Here is a 16052-nt window from a genome sequence, read left to right as displayed (position 1 = left end):
TATTTTTAAGACGTTCCTATATAATTTAAAATCACACCACCGATTAAAATTAAAAGAAATATTAAAATTACTCTTAATAGAAAAACTTTATATTTCAATCTCTCAATTTTTGGACTAAAAAATTTTATTTTCTCTATTGTTTTTTTATCCATATCTACCAATAAAATCCCATTATATTCTGTCATAAAATAATATTCTAACAACTGTCTTCTTGTTGATTTATTGGTTAATTTTGGAGCAAATTCTCCTGTCTTGATTTCTGCTATATATTTTTCAAATCCCTTTTTCACAATATAATCAGGTCTGATTTTCATCTCTATTTCATCTTTATTAGATTTTACTTTTATAATTATTTCTTTTTGATATTCTAATGTTTTATACCCACTATTTTTTAAAAAGTATTCCGCTTTTTTTTCCTCTTCAAATCCATGTTTAAACTTTTTATTCCTTTTATACTTTAACCATTTTTTTTTTAATTTATATATTATATAAAAAATAGATACTCCCAATAAAAAAAACAATATATTATAGTAATATTTTTTCATAGTTTTTTATTCTCTTTCATCAATTATTATTTGACCTACAAAAAAGCAACTGATATTTCAGATTACTTTTTTAAAAATATCATTGGATTTATCATACTAACTCCCAATCTTGTTTCAAAATATAAGACTGCTTCTCCTGTTTCCGATAATCCTAATACTCCTATTTTCTCTCCTGAAATTACAATACTCCCTTCATGGACGTATGAAGCTATTAGATTAGCATACATTGTAGTTAATCCATATCCATGGTCAACTATTATAACAGTTCCCATATGTTCTAATTTACCAGAAAATATAACTCTCCCTTTTCCAGATGCTTTAACCCTATCGCCTATTTTACCTTTTATCTCTATCCTTGAACTTTTTATCTTATTTCCATTTCCTATATTTTTATATTCTCCATATCTAACTAAAATTTTCCCATTTATAGGATATTTCAATTCTTTAATTTTATTTTTTATATATTTTAAATTTTTATTTTTTTTCATATCTGTTTTACTTTTTATTATATCACTTATCTCTTTTTCTATCTGTTTTTTTTCATTTCTTAAATCTTTAACTAAAGAATTATAATAATTTTCTTTATTCTTCAAACTGTTTATTAATTTTTTCTTTTCATATTGCTTTTTAGATATCTCATTTTTTTTTGCTCTCAAATCTTTTTTTAATTTAGATACTTCATTTCTTTCCATTTCTATCTTACTTTTTTGAATTTTAACTTTTTGTTGTTTTTCCATTACATTTGATATATATTTTTTATTAAAATTAAGTATTTTTTTTAAATTTCCCTCTCTATTAATTACATCATAAATAGTATTTCCTGAGAGTATATATTCTAATTTTAATTTTCCCCCATATTTATACCAAGAAGTAATATATTTTTTTATATTCTCATTTTTACTCCAAATTTCTTTTTCCATAAATTTTATGTTTATATGAGAATAATCTATTTTTCTATTTAAACCTACATATTTACTTTCAACTTCATAGTATTCTCTTTTAACTTTTTTCAATTCTAAATCTATTTTTTTTATTTTTTTTATAATATTTTTTTCCTCTTTTTTCAAACCAGTTACTTTAATTTTACTTTTTTTTATTTTACTGTTTATCACTTTTATCCTGCTGTTCATATTTTCTATTGTATCTGCATAAAATATATAGTTAATACATATTATAAATATAAATATTATTTTTTTCATACTAATCCTCACAACTTCTCAAATATAATATTATAGAAAAATAACTAGCTATTCCTGTTACTAATAATGTTAATAAAAAAACTAAAAATAGTCCAAATCCTATTTTAGATATTTCTGGAAGTACTATAAACATCCCCAATTGTTCAATTTTATTTTTTATATATATATATCCAACTAAAAATATTGCACTTGAAAATATAGTTGCTATAACTGTAGCTATCATAGATTCTATTATAAATGGAATTTTAATATATAACAGTTCTGCACCTAACCAATACATTAGCCCTATATCTTTTTTTCTTTGCCTTATAGTCGTGTGAATTAGGTTTACAATTAATATAAATATTATTAATAATAAAAAAATAAATATAAATATAAAACTTCCATTTATTTCATCTATAAACTTACTAATTTTTTTTAAAAAATTACTCTTAACATCTACCTCAACAATTCCAGGTTCATTTCTTATAAATGATGAAATTTTATCTATATTTTCAATAGAATAAATTTCTATTTGCAAAGCATTTGGTAAAGGATTTTCAGAATAATTAAGTTTTGTCTCTAAACTTTTTTCTACATTTTTCAAAGCTGTTTCTTTTGATATATACTTTATAGATTTCACATCTTTTAAATTTTGAATATCTCTAATCACAGATTTTATTCCAGAATCTGTTAAGCTATCTTCTAAATAAGCTCTTATCTGTAAATTTTTCTTTACATAACTATTTATGTCAACTAAATTCAATATGGAAACTGAAAAAAAATCAATAATAAAAATAATAACAAATAAAGTTATTGTAGTAAATAAAAATAGTTCTTTTTCACTTCGAATATTTCCACCAGTTTCTTCTAAAAATTTATTTTTAATCCTCATTATTAATTTCTCCTTGTTTTATTTCTATAACTCTATTTGGGAAATCTTTTATAATATTTTTGTTATGAGTAGAGAATATTATTGTGCAGCCTCTTTGTTTTTGCATAGCATATAATATTTTCATAATATTCAAACTATTATCATAATCTATGTTTGCAGTTATTTCATCACATAAAATTATATCTGGATTTGTTACCAATCCTCTTGCTATTGCAACTCTTTGTTTTTCTCCTTTTGATAATTCATTCACTATTTCATACTTTTTATCTTTTAGCTTTAAAAAATCTAAGATTCCATCTATTCTATCGTTAATCTCTTCTTCTGAATAATCATTAGTTATTTTTAATCTATATTCTATATTTTTTTTTACACTTTTCTTTTCAAATAATTTCATATCTTGAAATATTATTCCTATATTTTTTCTTAACTTTTGCAATTCTTTCGATTTTAATTCAGAGATTTTTTTCCCATTTATTATAATAGTTCCATTATTAGCTATTGATTTTCCATAAATCATCTCAAGTAAGGTTGTTTTTCCAGACCCTGATTCTCCAACAAGATATACAAAATCGCCTTCATTAATTTTAAAATTTATATTATTTAATATTATTCTTCTTCCTTTTGTTTTTCTTTTAGTTACATTTATAAATTCTATCATTTTTCTCTCCTATTGAATTTCAAAAAAATAAGATTTTCATATTTTAAAACAAAATTAAAATCTTATTTTTAAGTCACTCCTATACTAATCTCAATATATTTCTAAATCAATAAATAACTTTTGACTTTATTAATATTTGTAGGGTCAAACCTACATGTCAATGTCGTCAAGTTAAGGATAATTTATAATTTTATATCGGGTTTGCCAACGGCAAAACCCCTACATTATAAAATAAATTAATACTGTAGGGGCTTGCCGTTGGCAAGCCCAGTTCTTAGCTTGATAATATTGTGACTTACATGTTCACCCTATTTTTTATAAATTTTCTTTTATTTTAGCTACAATATCTTTTGCTTTTAAGTTGAATTTTTCCAATAACTCTTCACCTTTTCCACTTTCACCAAATCTATCATAAATTCCTACTTTAACTACTTTTGTTGGATATTTATCTGTAACTAATTCTGCTACAGCTCCTCCAAGTCCTCCTATTACAGAATGTTCTTCTGCAGTTACTAAGAATTTTGTTTCTTTTGCAGCTGCTAAAACTGTAGCCTCATCAAGTGGTTTTATTGTTGATATATTTATCACTCTTACAGAAACTCCCTCAGCTTCTAATATTTTAGATGCTTCTACTGCTTCTGGAACCATTAAACCAGTTGCTAAAATTGATATATCTTTTCCATCTTTTAATACATTTGCTTTTCCTATTTCAAATTTATAATTTTCATCATATAAAACTTCTGTAGCAAGTCTTCCAAGTCTTATATAAACAGGCCCATTATATTCTGCTGCTGCAAATACAGCTTTTTTTGTTTCTACTGCATCAGCTGGACATATTACAGTCATTCCTGGTATTGTTCTCATAAGTGCTATATCTTCTATTGATTGATGAGAACCACCATCTTCTCCAACAGATATTCCTGCATGTGTTGGACATATTTTTACATTTAAATGTGGATATCCTATTGTATTTCTTATTTGTTCAAATGCTCTTCCTGCTGCAAATACTGCAAATGTAGATGCAAAAGGTATTTTCCCTGTTGTAGAAATTCCTGCTGCTGTTCCCATTAAATCTTGTTCTGAAATTCCAACATTAATATGTCTTTCTGGAAATTCTGCTCTAAATGTTGCTGTCTTTGTAGATTTTGATAAATCTGCATCTAACACAACTATATCTTTATTTTTTCTTCCTAATTCTGCTAATGCTTCCCCGTATGCCTCACGTGTTGCTTTTTTCATCTATAGTAACCTCCCTAGTTTAAACTAAAAAATTTAAATTTATAATTCTTATTCTCCAAGTTCTTTTAATGCTATCTCTTCTTGTTCTTTAGTTGGAGCTTGGCCATGGAATCCTGCTACATTTTCCATAAATGATACTCCTTTTCCTTTTATAGTTTTTGCTACTATTGCTGTAGGCATCCCTTTTACTGATTTTGCTTTTTCTACAGCAGCTAATATTTCATCAAAATTATGTCCATCTATACTTATTACATTCCATCCAAAAGCTTTAAATTTTTCATCTATTGGTGCAACATTCATTACATCACTTACATTTCCATCTATTTGTAATCCATTGTTATCAATGAATATAGTTAGATTATCTAACTTATACTGAGCAGATGTCATTGCAGCTTCCCAAACTTGCCCTTCTTGTAATTCTCCATCTCCTAATAAAGCATAAACTCTATAATTATTATTATATAATTTTCCTGATATAGCCATTCCATTTGCAACAGATAATCCTTGCCCTAATGATCCTGTTGAAATTTCAACTCCTGGAACTTTATTCATATCTGGATGTCCTTGTAATTTAGATCCATATCTTCTAAAAGATTTCAAACTATCTTTTGCTATATATCCTCTTTCTGCTAAAACAGAATATAATAAAGGTGAAGCATGCCCCTTACTAAGAACGAATCTATCTCTATCCTCTTTTTTAGGATTCTTTGGATCAATATTCATAACTTCAAAATAAAGTGCTGTCACTATATCTGCAGCTGATAAAGATCCTCCTGGATGCCCTGAACTAGCTTCTGTAATCATTTTGATAATGTCTCTTCTAACTTCTGTAGCTTTTTCTTGTAAAATTTGATTCTTTGACATATTATGCTCTCCTCTCATTACGTTTTGTAATATAATTATATCTTTTTAAACAGTATATGTCAACTATTTGTTTCAAATAAAAACAGCAGGCAAAAGCCTGCTGTTTTTATATTTTTAATCTATAAAATTATTCCATTATAGTAGCAACTACTCCAGCTCCTACAGTTCTTCCACCCTCTCTAATTGCAAATTTTAATCCTTTTTCCATTGCAATTGGATGAATTAATTCTATTTCCATTTCTATATTATCTCCTGGCATTACCATTTCTACTCCTTCAGGTAATTTGATTGATCCAGTTATATCTGTTGTTCTGAAATAAAATTGTGGTCTATATCCTGCAAAGAATGGTGTATGTCTTCCACCCTCTTCTTTTTTCAATACATATACTTCTGATTTAAATTTTGTATGTGGTGTTATACTTCCTGGTTTTGCTAATACTTGTCCTCTTTCCACATCTTCTTTTTTTATTCCTCTTAATAATACTCCTATGTTATCTCCTGCTTGACCTTGATCTAACAGTTTTCTAAACATTTCTACTCCTGTTACTGTTGTTTTTACTGTATCTTTTATTCCTATTATTGAAATTTCTTCTCCTACTTTTACTATTCCTCTTTCTACTCTTCCTGTTACAACTGTTCCTCTTCCTGTTATTGTAAATACATCTTCTATTGGCATCAAGAATGGTTGATCTAATGGTCTTGTTGGTGTTGGAATATATTCATCCACTGCAGCCATTAATTCCATTATTTTATCTTCATATTTTTTATCCCCTTCTAATGCTTTTAATGATGATCCTATTATTACTGGCACATCATCTCCTGGGTATTGATATTCACTTAATAGTTCTCTTACTTCCATTTCTACCAATTCTAATAATTCTTCATCTTCTACCATATCTGCTTTATTTAAGTATACTACTATGTAAGGAACCCCTACTTGTCTTGCTAGTAATATATGTTCTCTTGTTTGAGGCATTGGACCATCTGCTGCTGATACTACTAATATAGCTCCATCCATTTGAGCTGCTCCTGTGATCATGTTTTTTACATAATCAGCATGGCCTGGACAATCCACATGAGCATAATGTCTTGCTTCTGTTTCATATTCCACATGAGCTGTATTTATTGTTATTCCTCTTTCTCTTTCTTCTGGAGCTTGATCTATATTTTCAAAATCCACTTTTTCTGCTAACCCTTTATCTGCTAATATTTTTGATATAGCAGCTGTTGTTGTTGTCTTACCATGATCAACATGACCTATTGTACCAATGTTTACATGCGGTTTCGTTCTCTCATATTTTTCTTTTGCCATTTCTTTATTACCTCCTATTTTTATTAATTTTAAAAATACTATGATTATATCACAAAAGATAGTTTTCTATATACCGTTTTGTGAGTCAATCCTACCATTAAAAATTAAAGATGTTTAAAAATAAGTTTCCCAACTTAAAACTCAAATACAATTAAATTATATTTACTCTACAACATTTTATTTATCTTTAAATTCATATTCAAAAATACCTTCTATAATCATATAGAAGGCATAAATTTGAATTATTGTCATATAAATGGTGGTGAGAGAAGGATTCGAACCTTCGAAGGCGGAGCCGGCAGATTTACAGTCTGCTCCCTTTAGCCACTCGGGAACCTCACCAATTTATTATGGAGCCGCCTATCCGATTCGAACGGATGACCTGCTGATTACAAGTCAGCTGCTCTGGCCAAACTGAGCTAAGGCGGCACTTTTCGTCATTTGGGTTTCCCCCGTTGACGAAGCTTATTATATATCATTTCTTTTAATTTGTCAACCGTTTTTTTTTATTTTTTTAAAAAATATTTTTTTAGGTTATAATTCATTATTTTATGAATAAAAAAATGGGGCTTGCCACTAGCAAACCCCATTTTTTTTAAAAATCATATTCAAAATTTAATGCTGCATAATCGTTTTTATCAAATTCACCAAATATAGTATTGTTATCTCCACCAAATATCTTATACATAGCAGTCATACTTGTATCATCTTTTAATTTATATTCAACTTGTGTATTAACCATATAATCTTTTGATTCTACATTATATACAAATTGTACTTCTGGTAATATTGTTTCATTTTTAAATTTATCTCCAATTTTACCAACTATCATATCTGTAAAATAACCATCTTTATTGTAATCCACATCAGATGCACTTATTTTATCATCATTTAATATTTTTTCACTTTTAACTTGAAAATTAATATTCATATTATGAATAGGTAAATCTCTATCAGCTCCAACTATCCAAGCTATCTTATTATTATGTACTAACGGATCTGTTCCATCTGTATCTTCAGTTAAGTAATATGCTAATTCTGCTCTAGTATTAAATGTTAATAACACTTTCCCTAATTCTGCTCCAATTACTTGAACTTTATCATAATTTATATCTAATGTAGTTGGATTAAATGAAGGAGTTCTTAATTTTCCATAATAATATGATGCTCCAAAATCAAATCCACTTATAGAATCTGTAAATCTTGCTGCAAATTGTCCATCTTCAATTTTTTGTGGTTTTTGAAACTTAGCTTTCATATCATCTATTTTAGCTTTCATATCGTCATAAATTGCACTATTTTGAGTTTTTAATACATCCATAACTGCACTAAATGGAACTTGTGTTTTATCACTTATATATGGATTATTTGAAACTATATAATTTACAGCATCATCTATTTTACCTGTAAAGTCTGCATACTCATCATCAAATACTTTTTTTTCTAAAATTGACTCCATACTTTTTTGTTGATTAGTTTTCCAAGTATCTTCTACAGGCATTGCATTTGGAGTAAATTCTGGTGTATAAACTAATTCTAAATTACCATTTCCAATGTAATAATTAATTTTTATCATTTTTTCTGCTACTTTTCTATCTAAATAGTCTTGATTTATAAAATCAGTTAGATTTTCAGAATTCAAATTATCTACAACATGAAGTTTATCCCCTTTTCCCCATACTACCTTCATTTTACCTGCTGATATATCAAAATTATCATAATATAGTTTTAAATATCCTTCACTTAATTCTCCTGTTTTTGCATCTTCATTAAATTTCATTGTAGCATTAAGCTCTGAATTTGCTTTTGTAACCTTTAAATTCAAATCTAAATTTGGATTTGAATTAGCTCTATTGTTATCTCCTAAGATTAATCTATTATCAAATTTCAATTTACCGCTAAACTCTGTTTTTACACTTTTTTCAGAATTAGATGATATATCATCTCCAAAATTTGAACTATCTTGAGCAGTATCTGTTGCAGTTGTTACTGTGTCATCTCCAAATCCTTCATCATCAAAACCATCTGCCATAACTGTCACATTAAACGCTAATAATAAAGCCATTAATATTATTGATATCTTTTTCATCTATAATCACCTCTCCTAATTAATTTTTTTAAAGCAAGGGAAAAAGGAGTGTGAAACCTATAAACCCTTGCCATATATAAAGTTGTTGCAAGTATATTAATTTTTTCCTATTTTTTATCTACCATTCTTTAAATATCTTTGAGTAAATCTTTTTGGATTCATTCTTGAATTATATTTTATATAGTAAGCTTTTGTTTTTTTACTTTGTTTAATATATAACTTAGTACTATGTCCGTTTTCCATATCTTTCATTGTTGTTTCAAATATTGTCCAAATTTTACCAATTTTTTTTATATTTTGTTTCACAGAAGCTTCTTTTTGAATTTTTCCTGTTTTTTTGCTATACATATCTATTTTTACTGCTATATAACTATCTTTTGTTATCCACGATATAATTTTTTTGTATTGTGAATCCTCAGGATTTTTAGCTTGTGATTCTACTACATAACAATCATAGTTTCCTAATTTTTCTTCTTTTAATAATTTGTGAGTATCTTTATCTACATCTCTACTTGACATATCATCATAAGTGAAATCAGACCCCATAAAAGAACTACTTCCTTCTGAAGATGATATTCTTCTTACTCTACCTAATGCTGGTAAATATATCCATTTATCATCATCTCTTCCTTTATTTTGAATTTGTAAAAATCTAGTACCTTTTACCGCTGCTGGTGCTTTAAATACCATAACTGTTCTTGATAAATCATTTTTCACATCATAAGTTTCTCCCCACATTTCAATTGTACGAGGACTTACATTTCCATCTTTGTCTATTAAATCCATCCCCATTAATCCATGAATACTGTTCCCAGTATCTCTATCATGTGCTTTTTGCATAATCTCTTTACCTGTCATTGCAAAACTAAAGCTTGCTACCATTACCATCATTATTACTGCTATTAACTTTCTTTTCATCTCTTATCTCCTCCTAATTTTTTTATCTTTTAATTGTATATTTTCAATTATTAATTATCAATTCCATTATCACTTGCTTATAAATTTAGGTTTAAATATATTAAGTAACGCTGGCAATACTGTCATTGAAGCTGCTGAAGATGTTACCATTGTTATACTTATTAATAATCCCAAATTTACTAATGGCATAAAGTTTGAGAACAATAAAACTGCAAATCCCAACGCTACTGAAACTGCATTAAATATTATTGCTTTCCCTGAAGTAAGTAATGTTTTCTTTGTTACTTCTTCCAAATCATCACTTCTTTTTCTTTCATAATTGTATGTAGATAAAAAGTGAATTGTATAATCTACCCCTATTCCAATGGCTATTGATGCCACCATTGCTGTTCCTATATCAAGTTTTATTCCCAAAAATCCCATTAATCCAAAGTTTATAAGTAAAGCTATTCCTAATGGTATAGTTCCATATATTCCAGCAACTAATGATTTATATGAAAATGCCACAATTATAAATACTATTATTAATGATGATATTATACTCATTATTTGACTTGATATTATTAACTTATTTACCGCTAATCCCATATCTGCTGAACCTGCAACTGATACTGTATACCCTTTAGGGAAATATTCTTTTGCATATTTATATACAGCTTTCTCTATCTTTTCTGTAACTATATTACTACCTGTTCTTATTTGTATCATCATTCTTGATCTAGATGGTTCTAATTGATCATCTATAAAATCATTTAAATTCCCTGAATACAATAGTAAATATTGTGATATAAGATTCTTTAGTTCAGCTCTTGTAGTTGCAGGATATTTTGAAATATCATACGGTACTTCATTATAAGCTTCTCCTTTATAATTTAGCTCTCTATTTATGATTTCTATTAACTCTTCTGCAGTTAAATCTGTTTTATTGGCACTTAATATCGCATTATTCATTAATGCTACCATATCTGTTTTATCTATGCTTTTTTTGGGTGTTACCTTTGCTGTTTCTGTAACTATTTCTGGTTTTGTTGTGTCTTCAGTTGCAAAACTATCATCTGAAAATGAGGAATCATCTGTACTATCCCCAAAGCTATCATCTGCAAATGATGAGCTGTCATCTACAATTCCAGAATCTGTTGCCATACTATCCGCAGTATCTTCTTGTGGATAATTCATAACTTTATTCATTCTTTTTATAAAATCTGCAAATGATGTAACTTCTCCAACATCCTTATAGTTTTCTTTTAAATATATTTTTAAATTATCCATCCCTTTTAAAATTTCAGGATTAACCATACTTCCTTTAATATATTTCCCTTTTTTATCTTTTGGTCCATCTATCAATACATTTAAAACTGTTGTTCCATTAAAATTATTATTATCAAATTTATCTGATACTTTAATCTCTGTAGTGCTTTTAAACATATCTATTAACGGACTATCTATTACTACTTTTGACATTCCAACTATTGAAACAATTACTATTATAGCTGTTAAAGTCAATATTCTAATTGCTTTTTTCCCAAAATAGTGATAAAACCCAATAAGCATTCTGCTAATTAATCCATCATCATCTTCTTCTTCACTACATTTTAAATTTTTATGTCTAAGCAATAACAATGCTGGAATCAAAGTTAATGCTACAATTAATGCTGACGTAACTCCAATTGCAGTAAATATCCCGAAATTCTTTATTGGAATTATTGAACTTGTAGCTAGTGAACCAAATCCCGCTATTGTTGTAAGTCCTGCTAATAATACTGGTTTTCCTACTTTATGCAATGTTTCAAATATTAATTCTCTATGTTCTTCTTCCGTTATTCCACATTTACCCATACTTTTAATCTCATCATAATAATGACTTATTATATGTATTCCATATGCACTTCCAACTGCTATTAATAGTACTGGAATTACCGTTGAGACCAGAGTTAAATTTATATTTAACATTGCCATAAGTCCAAGTGTCCAAATTGTACTTACTAAAACTGTTATTGATGGTAATAATACACCACCCAAATTTTTAAATGATAGATATAGTGAAAGTAACACTATTATCAATACAAATGGTATTAAATGTTTCATATCACTTTTCATATATTTCCCCATTAATACTGTTATTACTGGTGTACCTGCTACATAATATTCTATGTTGCTAGAAGAATTATCTTTTAAAATATCTTTTATTTCAAAATATATTTTTTCTTGTTCTTCTATTTTTATTCCTTTTTTTAATTTAACTAAAATTTGTGTAGATTTTAAATCTTTCGAATATAAATTACCTCTATACAATTTCCAATCAAGTAATTTTCCTTTTATAACATTCAAATCTGCTTCTGTTTTAGGAAGTTCTTTTACAATAGATGCTACCTTCATTCCATCAGCTGTTCCATCAATATAATCAGTACTTGTTAAACCATCTACCTTTTCTACATTATCTAACTTTTCAATTCTGTCTTCTAAATTTTTAATTGTATTTATTATATTTAATTGAAAAATATTCCCACTCTTTACATGAAGAGCTACTGCCATTACTTCAGCACTTCCATAAACCTCTTCCATTTTATCATTTGCTATTCTTGATTGATGATTTTTAGGTAAAAATATCTTTACCTCATTATTAATTTTCAACTTTGGCAGTTGAATTGTAAAAAATCCTGTTGCAATTAAGATTATACTTATTATAATCCAAGGGTGTTTAAAAAACTTTTTCATTCTCATCTCCTCCTCATTTTAATTTTATTATTAATTTTACCATTTTACTAATTTCATCTTTTTCCATTACATCTTCACAACCTAAAATTTCTTTTTTCATTATCACTTCTGCTAATCCCCATAAAGTGTTAGTTATTACTTCTATACTAGTTTTTGTGAAATTTCCTTCTTTTTTATTGTTAGCCCAAATAAATATATTTTCCAATCTTTTAAAACTGTCTTCTAAAGTAAATTTTAATATATTCTTTATTCTTTCATCTTCTATTTCTGAAAGCCCTTTATAATAAGCTTTTTTGAAATTTTTATGTTCTTTGCTTAATTTATCATAATTATCAATTAATATATTTAAGTTTGTTTCAAAATCATTTTTTTGTTTTATATTTTCAAATAAATATTCTGGTATATATTTACTATAATAATTTAGTATCTCTACAAATATTTCTTTTTTATTTTTAAAATATCTATAAATTGTTCCTTCAGCAACTCCTGCTTCTTTTGCAATAATAGCAGTTTTCATATTTTGATAATTTTCTCTCATAAAAACTTTTATTGCAGCCTGTAAAATTTCACTTTTTTTGTCCATTTATATGTCCTCCATTTAAATTTTGCGAATGAGTGAGCAAACACTCATTAATTCAGTTTTAAAAAAGTGAGCTCTCACTCACAATTAAAGTATATAATATTTATAGGTATTTGTCAATAGAATTTTTAATATTTTTTTCCTATTAAACCAACTCTCAAGCATCTTTATCATAAACCCTTGAATTTCTTTGCTCTTACGCTTTTCAGGTGAATTTAAATTTATAGTTACTCTTTCAAAATTTTCCTATTTTCAATTATTATAGATTTATCTTTTCTCTAAAGCATCATAAAGTTAATTCATCTTAAATTTCAACGCCTCTCTTGAGATATTATCTTAACTCTATACTCCAATACGATATATGAAGTATAAAACTATTTAGAAACTTCATCACTTTTACATCTAGAAAAAATAGTTCTATTTTGTATTCAAGATAAAACTAGCCACAATGTGGCTAGTTTTTCATTTTTATAATAATACAAAATCTATTTGCCTTAACATATTATTTATTTCATCTTTTGTTTCACCTTTACTAAGTAAATACTTTCTTAATTTTTCACGCAATATTACATCCTTCATCTTTTTACATTTATCTTTTTCATCTAAAAACATTTTTAACTTTTTCATTTCATCTTCTTCAATCATTTTCTTATTTTTAAATTTTTTTCTATTACTCTAACTACACCATATAGTTTAACTATATTTTCTATATCTTCCTCTTTTTCTATTCTTTTTCTACAAATTTTTTCTATTTCCTTTAAACTATCTTCTGTCTGAACTGAAATATAATATTTATTAGTTAACTCCTCTACAGATTTCTTCTCTAAGCTTTCTATATACTGTTTTTCATGCTCAGCCATAGCTTTATATCCAAGTTTATCTTCATTATCAACCATATCATTATTACATAAAATCTTTAATCTCCCAAATAAAATTTTAAATTTATTCTTAAAAAATTTCACAATTTTCTCACTATCAGGAAATTCTTTTAAACTTTTATCTAATATTTGTTTATTTATATCTTTTAATATCTCATCAAAATTATACTTTTCTTTTATTTCAATTTCAAATTTTTCTTCTATCCAAGATATGAATAAATCATAATTTGGAAACATTTGATCTCCTTCAGCCTTTACCATAAAGCCAAAATCATCTGTTTTAAAAAAATTATCATATTTATCTGAAAATATCCGTATAAAATCTTTAAAAACATCTTCAAAAAAATTCATAACATAAAAATCAATTCCTGAATTAGCATATTTAGGATTAATTTTATTAACTTTTATAAATTCACACAAATCCCCAATTTCATCCTTTGATTTTTTACTCTCTATCTCCCAGATTATTTTTTTATTTATAGTTTTATAAAATGCTTCTCCATTTATCTTACCATCTTCATATAGTTTTTCTAAATTTTTAATTACAATATCATATGGCTTATATAAATTATTTATATTATTTTCAATTACATTATATACTTCAATATATTCTATATATTCATTTATTTTTTCTAAACGTATTTCATTTATTTTTTTACTTTTTTCTAATTTTTCTAACTCCATTTTACTTCTTAAAATTGTTTTCTTTTCAATAAAAAATATTTGTTTAAAAATATTAATTCTATCTTTTTTTCCTACAACATCTAAAAATATTTCGAAAAATTTAATATTCTTAATTTCTTCAAAATTATCTAAATTATAATTTTGTAACTCTTCAAAATATATTATTTCAAATATTGCTGCTCTCATTAAATCGATCTTTTCTATTTTTTTTATATCTTTAAAACCTTCTTTTAACATTTTATATTTTTTTATAATTTTTTCTATTACTCTTGGGTTTTTCTTTCTATCTTCATATTTTTTCAATTTATTATATTTATCTGATTTATCATCATTATCACTCGATATTTGTGCAGATATATTTATACGTAATATCATTTCTATTTCTTTAAAATAATTCAACTCTTCATCATTCTCACTTTTATACTCTTCATCAAGTGCATCTATAATATTATCAACCTCTGCTTTTTTTATACTTATTATTTCATCATAAAATTTATCAAAATATTCCTTATGCAGGTTTAAATTTTCTTCTTTATTCTCTCCTACTAATTTTTTATAATCCGCAACTAATATAATTCGTATATTTTCTAATTCTGATAGTTCATGTATAAAAGAAATAACTTCTTTCCAAATAGAATCATTAGTGAAATCTGTATTCATAATTCTTTCTAAATTATCAAAAACTATAATTATTTCTCTATCTAATATCTTTAAATCATTATTTAATTTATCTTTTGCTTCTTGAAAAGAACTAGTTTCAAACAATATTTTTTTAAAGAAAGAAAAAATGTTATTTCCTAAAGAGTCTATAAAATGACTAAACTCATCTGGAATTTTAAAAAATATATTTTCTTGTTTAAAAATGTTTTTTAATTGATTTGTAAATTCTTCTTTTATAGCTTTTCTATTATTAAATATTAATACATCAATCTTTATTTGATGATATTCATCATTTAATTTCTTCAACGCGATATTTAAAAAAGTTGTTTTACCAATTCCCCATTCTCCATCAATTAGTATAGTTTTATTAATTTTTAAAGAATTTTTTAAAAAAATGAACTTTACTTCTCTACTTTTAATTAATTTTGTTTCTTTTTTATGTTTTCTTTTTTTTAATTTTTTATAAATAAAAGCAATAATACTAACTACAACTAGTAATATTATAATTATCACAAAGCTTAATATTATTGGTTGCATAATTATAATAGTATATTCGTAAATATTTTTAAAAAAATCCAAAGTCATTTCATTACTAAAAAATAAAAATAACAAAATAGAATAAAATTTCAATATTTTAATGAAAATAGAACATATTTCTTCTTTATTTTTATAAATAAATATAAAAATTAAAAAGCAGAATACAGTTATAAAAAAAACAGAATATATTTTTTCTATATTAAAACTTTTAATTTTAAACTTAAATGTTATTCCTAATAAAAAAGGAATTATAATATATAACATAATGTTTAATGATATTTTTCTCACTTCTTCCTCCTT

13 protein-coding genes and 2 tRNA genes are annotated in these 16052 nt (G+C 25.7%); all 15 read right to left on the bottom strand.

Translation table 11 applies throughout. The features are described from left to right. Nucleotides 1-5 precede the first annotated feature (5 nt). Entirely contained in the window at nucleotides 6-545 is a 540-nt protein-coding gene (locus RDY08_RS03200; protein WP_307904980.1) for a hypothetical protein, read from the bottom strand. 62 nt (nucleotides 546-607) lie between these two features. After that, the gene (locus RDY08_RS03195) at nucleotides 608-1744 is read right to left on the bottom strand and encodes a murein hydrolase activator EnvC family protein (RefSeq protein WP_307904979.1); all 1137 of its coding nucleotides are present in this window, start codon (nucleotides 1742-1744) and stop codon (nucleotides 608-610) included. 1 nt (nucleotide 1745) lies between these two features. Beyond that, the gene (locus RDY08_RS03190; RefSeq protein WP_307904978.1) at nucleotides 1746-2618 is read right to left on the bottom strand and encodes a cell division protein FtsX; all 873 of its coding nucleotides are present in this window, start codon (nucleotides 2616-2618) and stop codon (nucleotides 1746-1748) included. Then, nucleotides 2608-3276, bottom strand: a complete 669-nt coding sequence (locus tag RDY08_RS03185) for a cell division ATP-binding protein FtsE (protein WP_307904977.1) — start codon at nucleotides 3274-3276, stop codon at nucleotides 2608-2610. The genes RDY08_RS03190 and RDY08_RS03185 overlap by 11 nt, the downstream gene beginning before the upstream one ends. A 315-nt stretch (nucleotides 3277-3591) precedes the next feature. After that, nucleotides 3592-4515 carry a transketolase family protein gene (locus RDY08_RS03180; RefSeq protein ID WP_307904976.1) on the bottom strand — a complete coding sequence of 308 codons (924 nt, stop codon included), beginning with the start codon at nucleotides 4513-4515 and terminating at the stop codon, nucleotides 3592-3594. A gap of 48 nt (nucleotides 4516-4563) precedes the next feature. Continuing rightward, entirely contained in the window at nucleotides 4564-5379 is an 816-nt protein-coding gene (locus RDY08_RS03175) for a transketolase (RefSeq protein ID WP_307904975.1), read from the bottom strand. A gap of 127 nt (nucleotides 5380-5506) precedes the next feature. Then, nucleotides 5507-6691, bottom strand: coding sequence for an elongation factor Tu (gene tuf, locus RDY08_RS03170; RefSeq protein WP_307904473.1), 1185 nt, complete (start codon nucleotides 6689-6691; stop codon nucleotides 5507-5509). Between the two features lie 257 nt (nucleotides 6692-6948). Further along, nucleotides 6949-7033, bottom strand: a tRNA-Tyr gene (locus RDY08_RS03165). A 9-nt stretch (nucleotides 7034-7042) separates the two neighbouring features. Beyond that, a tRNA-Thr gene (locus RDY08_RS03160) sits at nucleotides 7043-7120 on the bottom strand. Between the two features lie 166 nt (nucleotides 7121-7286). Next, nucleotides 7287-8780, bottom strand: coding sequence for a hypothetical protein (locus RDY08_RS03155; RefSeq protein ID WP_307904974.1), 1494 nt, complete (start codon nucleotides 8778-8780; stop codon nucleotides 7287-7289). Nucleotides 8781-8894: 114 nt separating this feature from the next. Then, nucleotides 8895-9698 (bottom strand): outer membrane lipoprotein-sorting protein, encoded by an 804-nt coding sequence (locus RDY08_RS03150; RefSeq protein WP_307904973.1) that lies wholly within the window; start codon nucleotides 9696-9698, stop codon nucleotides 8895-8897. Between the two features lie 69 nt (nucleotides 9699-9767). Further along, nucleotides 9768-12413, bottom strand: coding sequence for an efflux RND transporter permease subunit (locus RDY08_RS03145; RefSeq protein WP_307904972.1), 2646 nt, complete (start codon nucleotides 12411-12413; stop codon nucleotides 9768-9770). A 13-nt stretch (nucleotides 12414-12426) separates the two neighbouring features. Continuing rightward, a complete protein-coding gene (locus RDY08_RS03140) occupies nucleotides 12427-12996 on the bottom strand; it encodes a TetR/AcrR family transcriptional regulator (RefSeq protein WP_307904971.1) in 570 nt (189 codons plus the stop codon). A gap of 465 nt (nucleotides 12997-13461) precedes the next feature. Beyond that, nucleotides 13462-13620 (bottom strand): hypothetical protein, encoded by a 159-nt coding sequence (locus RDY08_RS03135; RefSeq protein ID WP_307904970.1) that lies wholly within the window; start codon nucleotides 13618-13620, stop codon nucleotides 13462-13464. Between the two features lie 14 nt (nucleotides 13621-13634). Beyond that, nucleotides 13635-16040: a P-loop NTPase fold protein gene (locus tag RDY08_RS03130; protein WP_307904969.1), complete on the bottom strand. Its 2406-nt coding sequence runs from the start codon at nucleotides 16038-16040 to the stop codon at nucleotides 13635-13637. Nucleotides 16041-16052 lie beyond the last annotated feature (12 nt).

Source organism: Haliovirga abyssi (assembly GCF_030295325.1).
Lineage (GTDB): Bacteria > Fusobacteriota > Fusobacteriia > Fusobacteriales > Haliovirgaceae > Haliovirga > Haliovirga abyssi.
Note: the sequence above shows the minus strand (reverse complement) of the source record. Positions and strands in the feature narration are given on the sequence as shown.

Excerpts from the sequence above, each read along its gene's own strand:
- RDY08_RS03135 (WP_307904970.1), bottom strand. The coding sequence starts at position 13,620 with ATGAAAAAGTTAAAAATGTTTTTAGATGAAAAAGATAAATGTAAAAAG.
- RDY08_RS03140 (WP_307904971.1), bottom strand. The coding sequence starts at position 12,996 with ATGGACAAAAAAAGTGAAATTTTACAGGCTGCAATAAAAGTTTTTATG.
- RDY08_RS03150 (WP_307904973.1), bottom strand. The coding sequence starts at position 9,698 with ATGAAAAGAAAGTTAATAGCAGTAATAATGATGGTAATGGTAGCAAGC.
- RDY08_RS03185 (WP_307904977.1), bottom strand. The coding sequence starts at position 3,276 with ATGATAGAATTTATAAATGTAACTAAAAGAAAAACAAAAGGAAGAAGA.
- RDY08_RS03190 (WP_307904978.1), bottom strand. The coding sequence starts at position 2,618 with ATGAGGATTAAAAATAAATTTTTAGAAGAAACTGGTGGAAATATTCGA.
- RDY08_RS03200 (WP_307904980.1), bottom strand. The coding sequence starts at position 545 with ATGAAAAAATATTACTATAATATATTGTTTTTTTTATTGGGAGTATCT.
- RDY08_RS03195 (WP_307904979.1), bottom strand. The coding sequence starts at position 1,744 with ATGAAAAAAATAATATTTATATTTATAATATGTATTAACTATATATTT.
- RDY08_RS03175 (WP_307904975.1), bottom strand. The coding sequence starts at position 5,379 with ATGTCAAAGAATCAAATTTTACAAGAAAAAGCTACAGAAGTTAGAAGA.
- tuf (WP_307904473.1), bottom strand. The coding sequence starts at position 6,691 with ATGGCAAAAGAAAAATATGAGAGAACGAAACCGCATGTAAACATTGGT.
- RDY08_RS03155 (WP_307904974.1), bottom strand. The coding sequence starts at position 8,780 with ATGAAAAAGATATCAATAATATTAATGGCTTTATTATTAGCGTTTAAT.
- RDY08_RS03145 (WP_307904972.1), bottom strand. The coding sequence starts at position 12,413 with ATGAAAAAGTTTTTTAAACACCCTTGGATTATAATAAGTATAATCTTA.
- RDY08_RS03180 (WP_307904976.1), bottom strand. The coding sequence starts at position 4,515 with ATGAAAAAAGCAACACGTGAGGCATACGGGGAAGCATTAGCAGAATTA.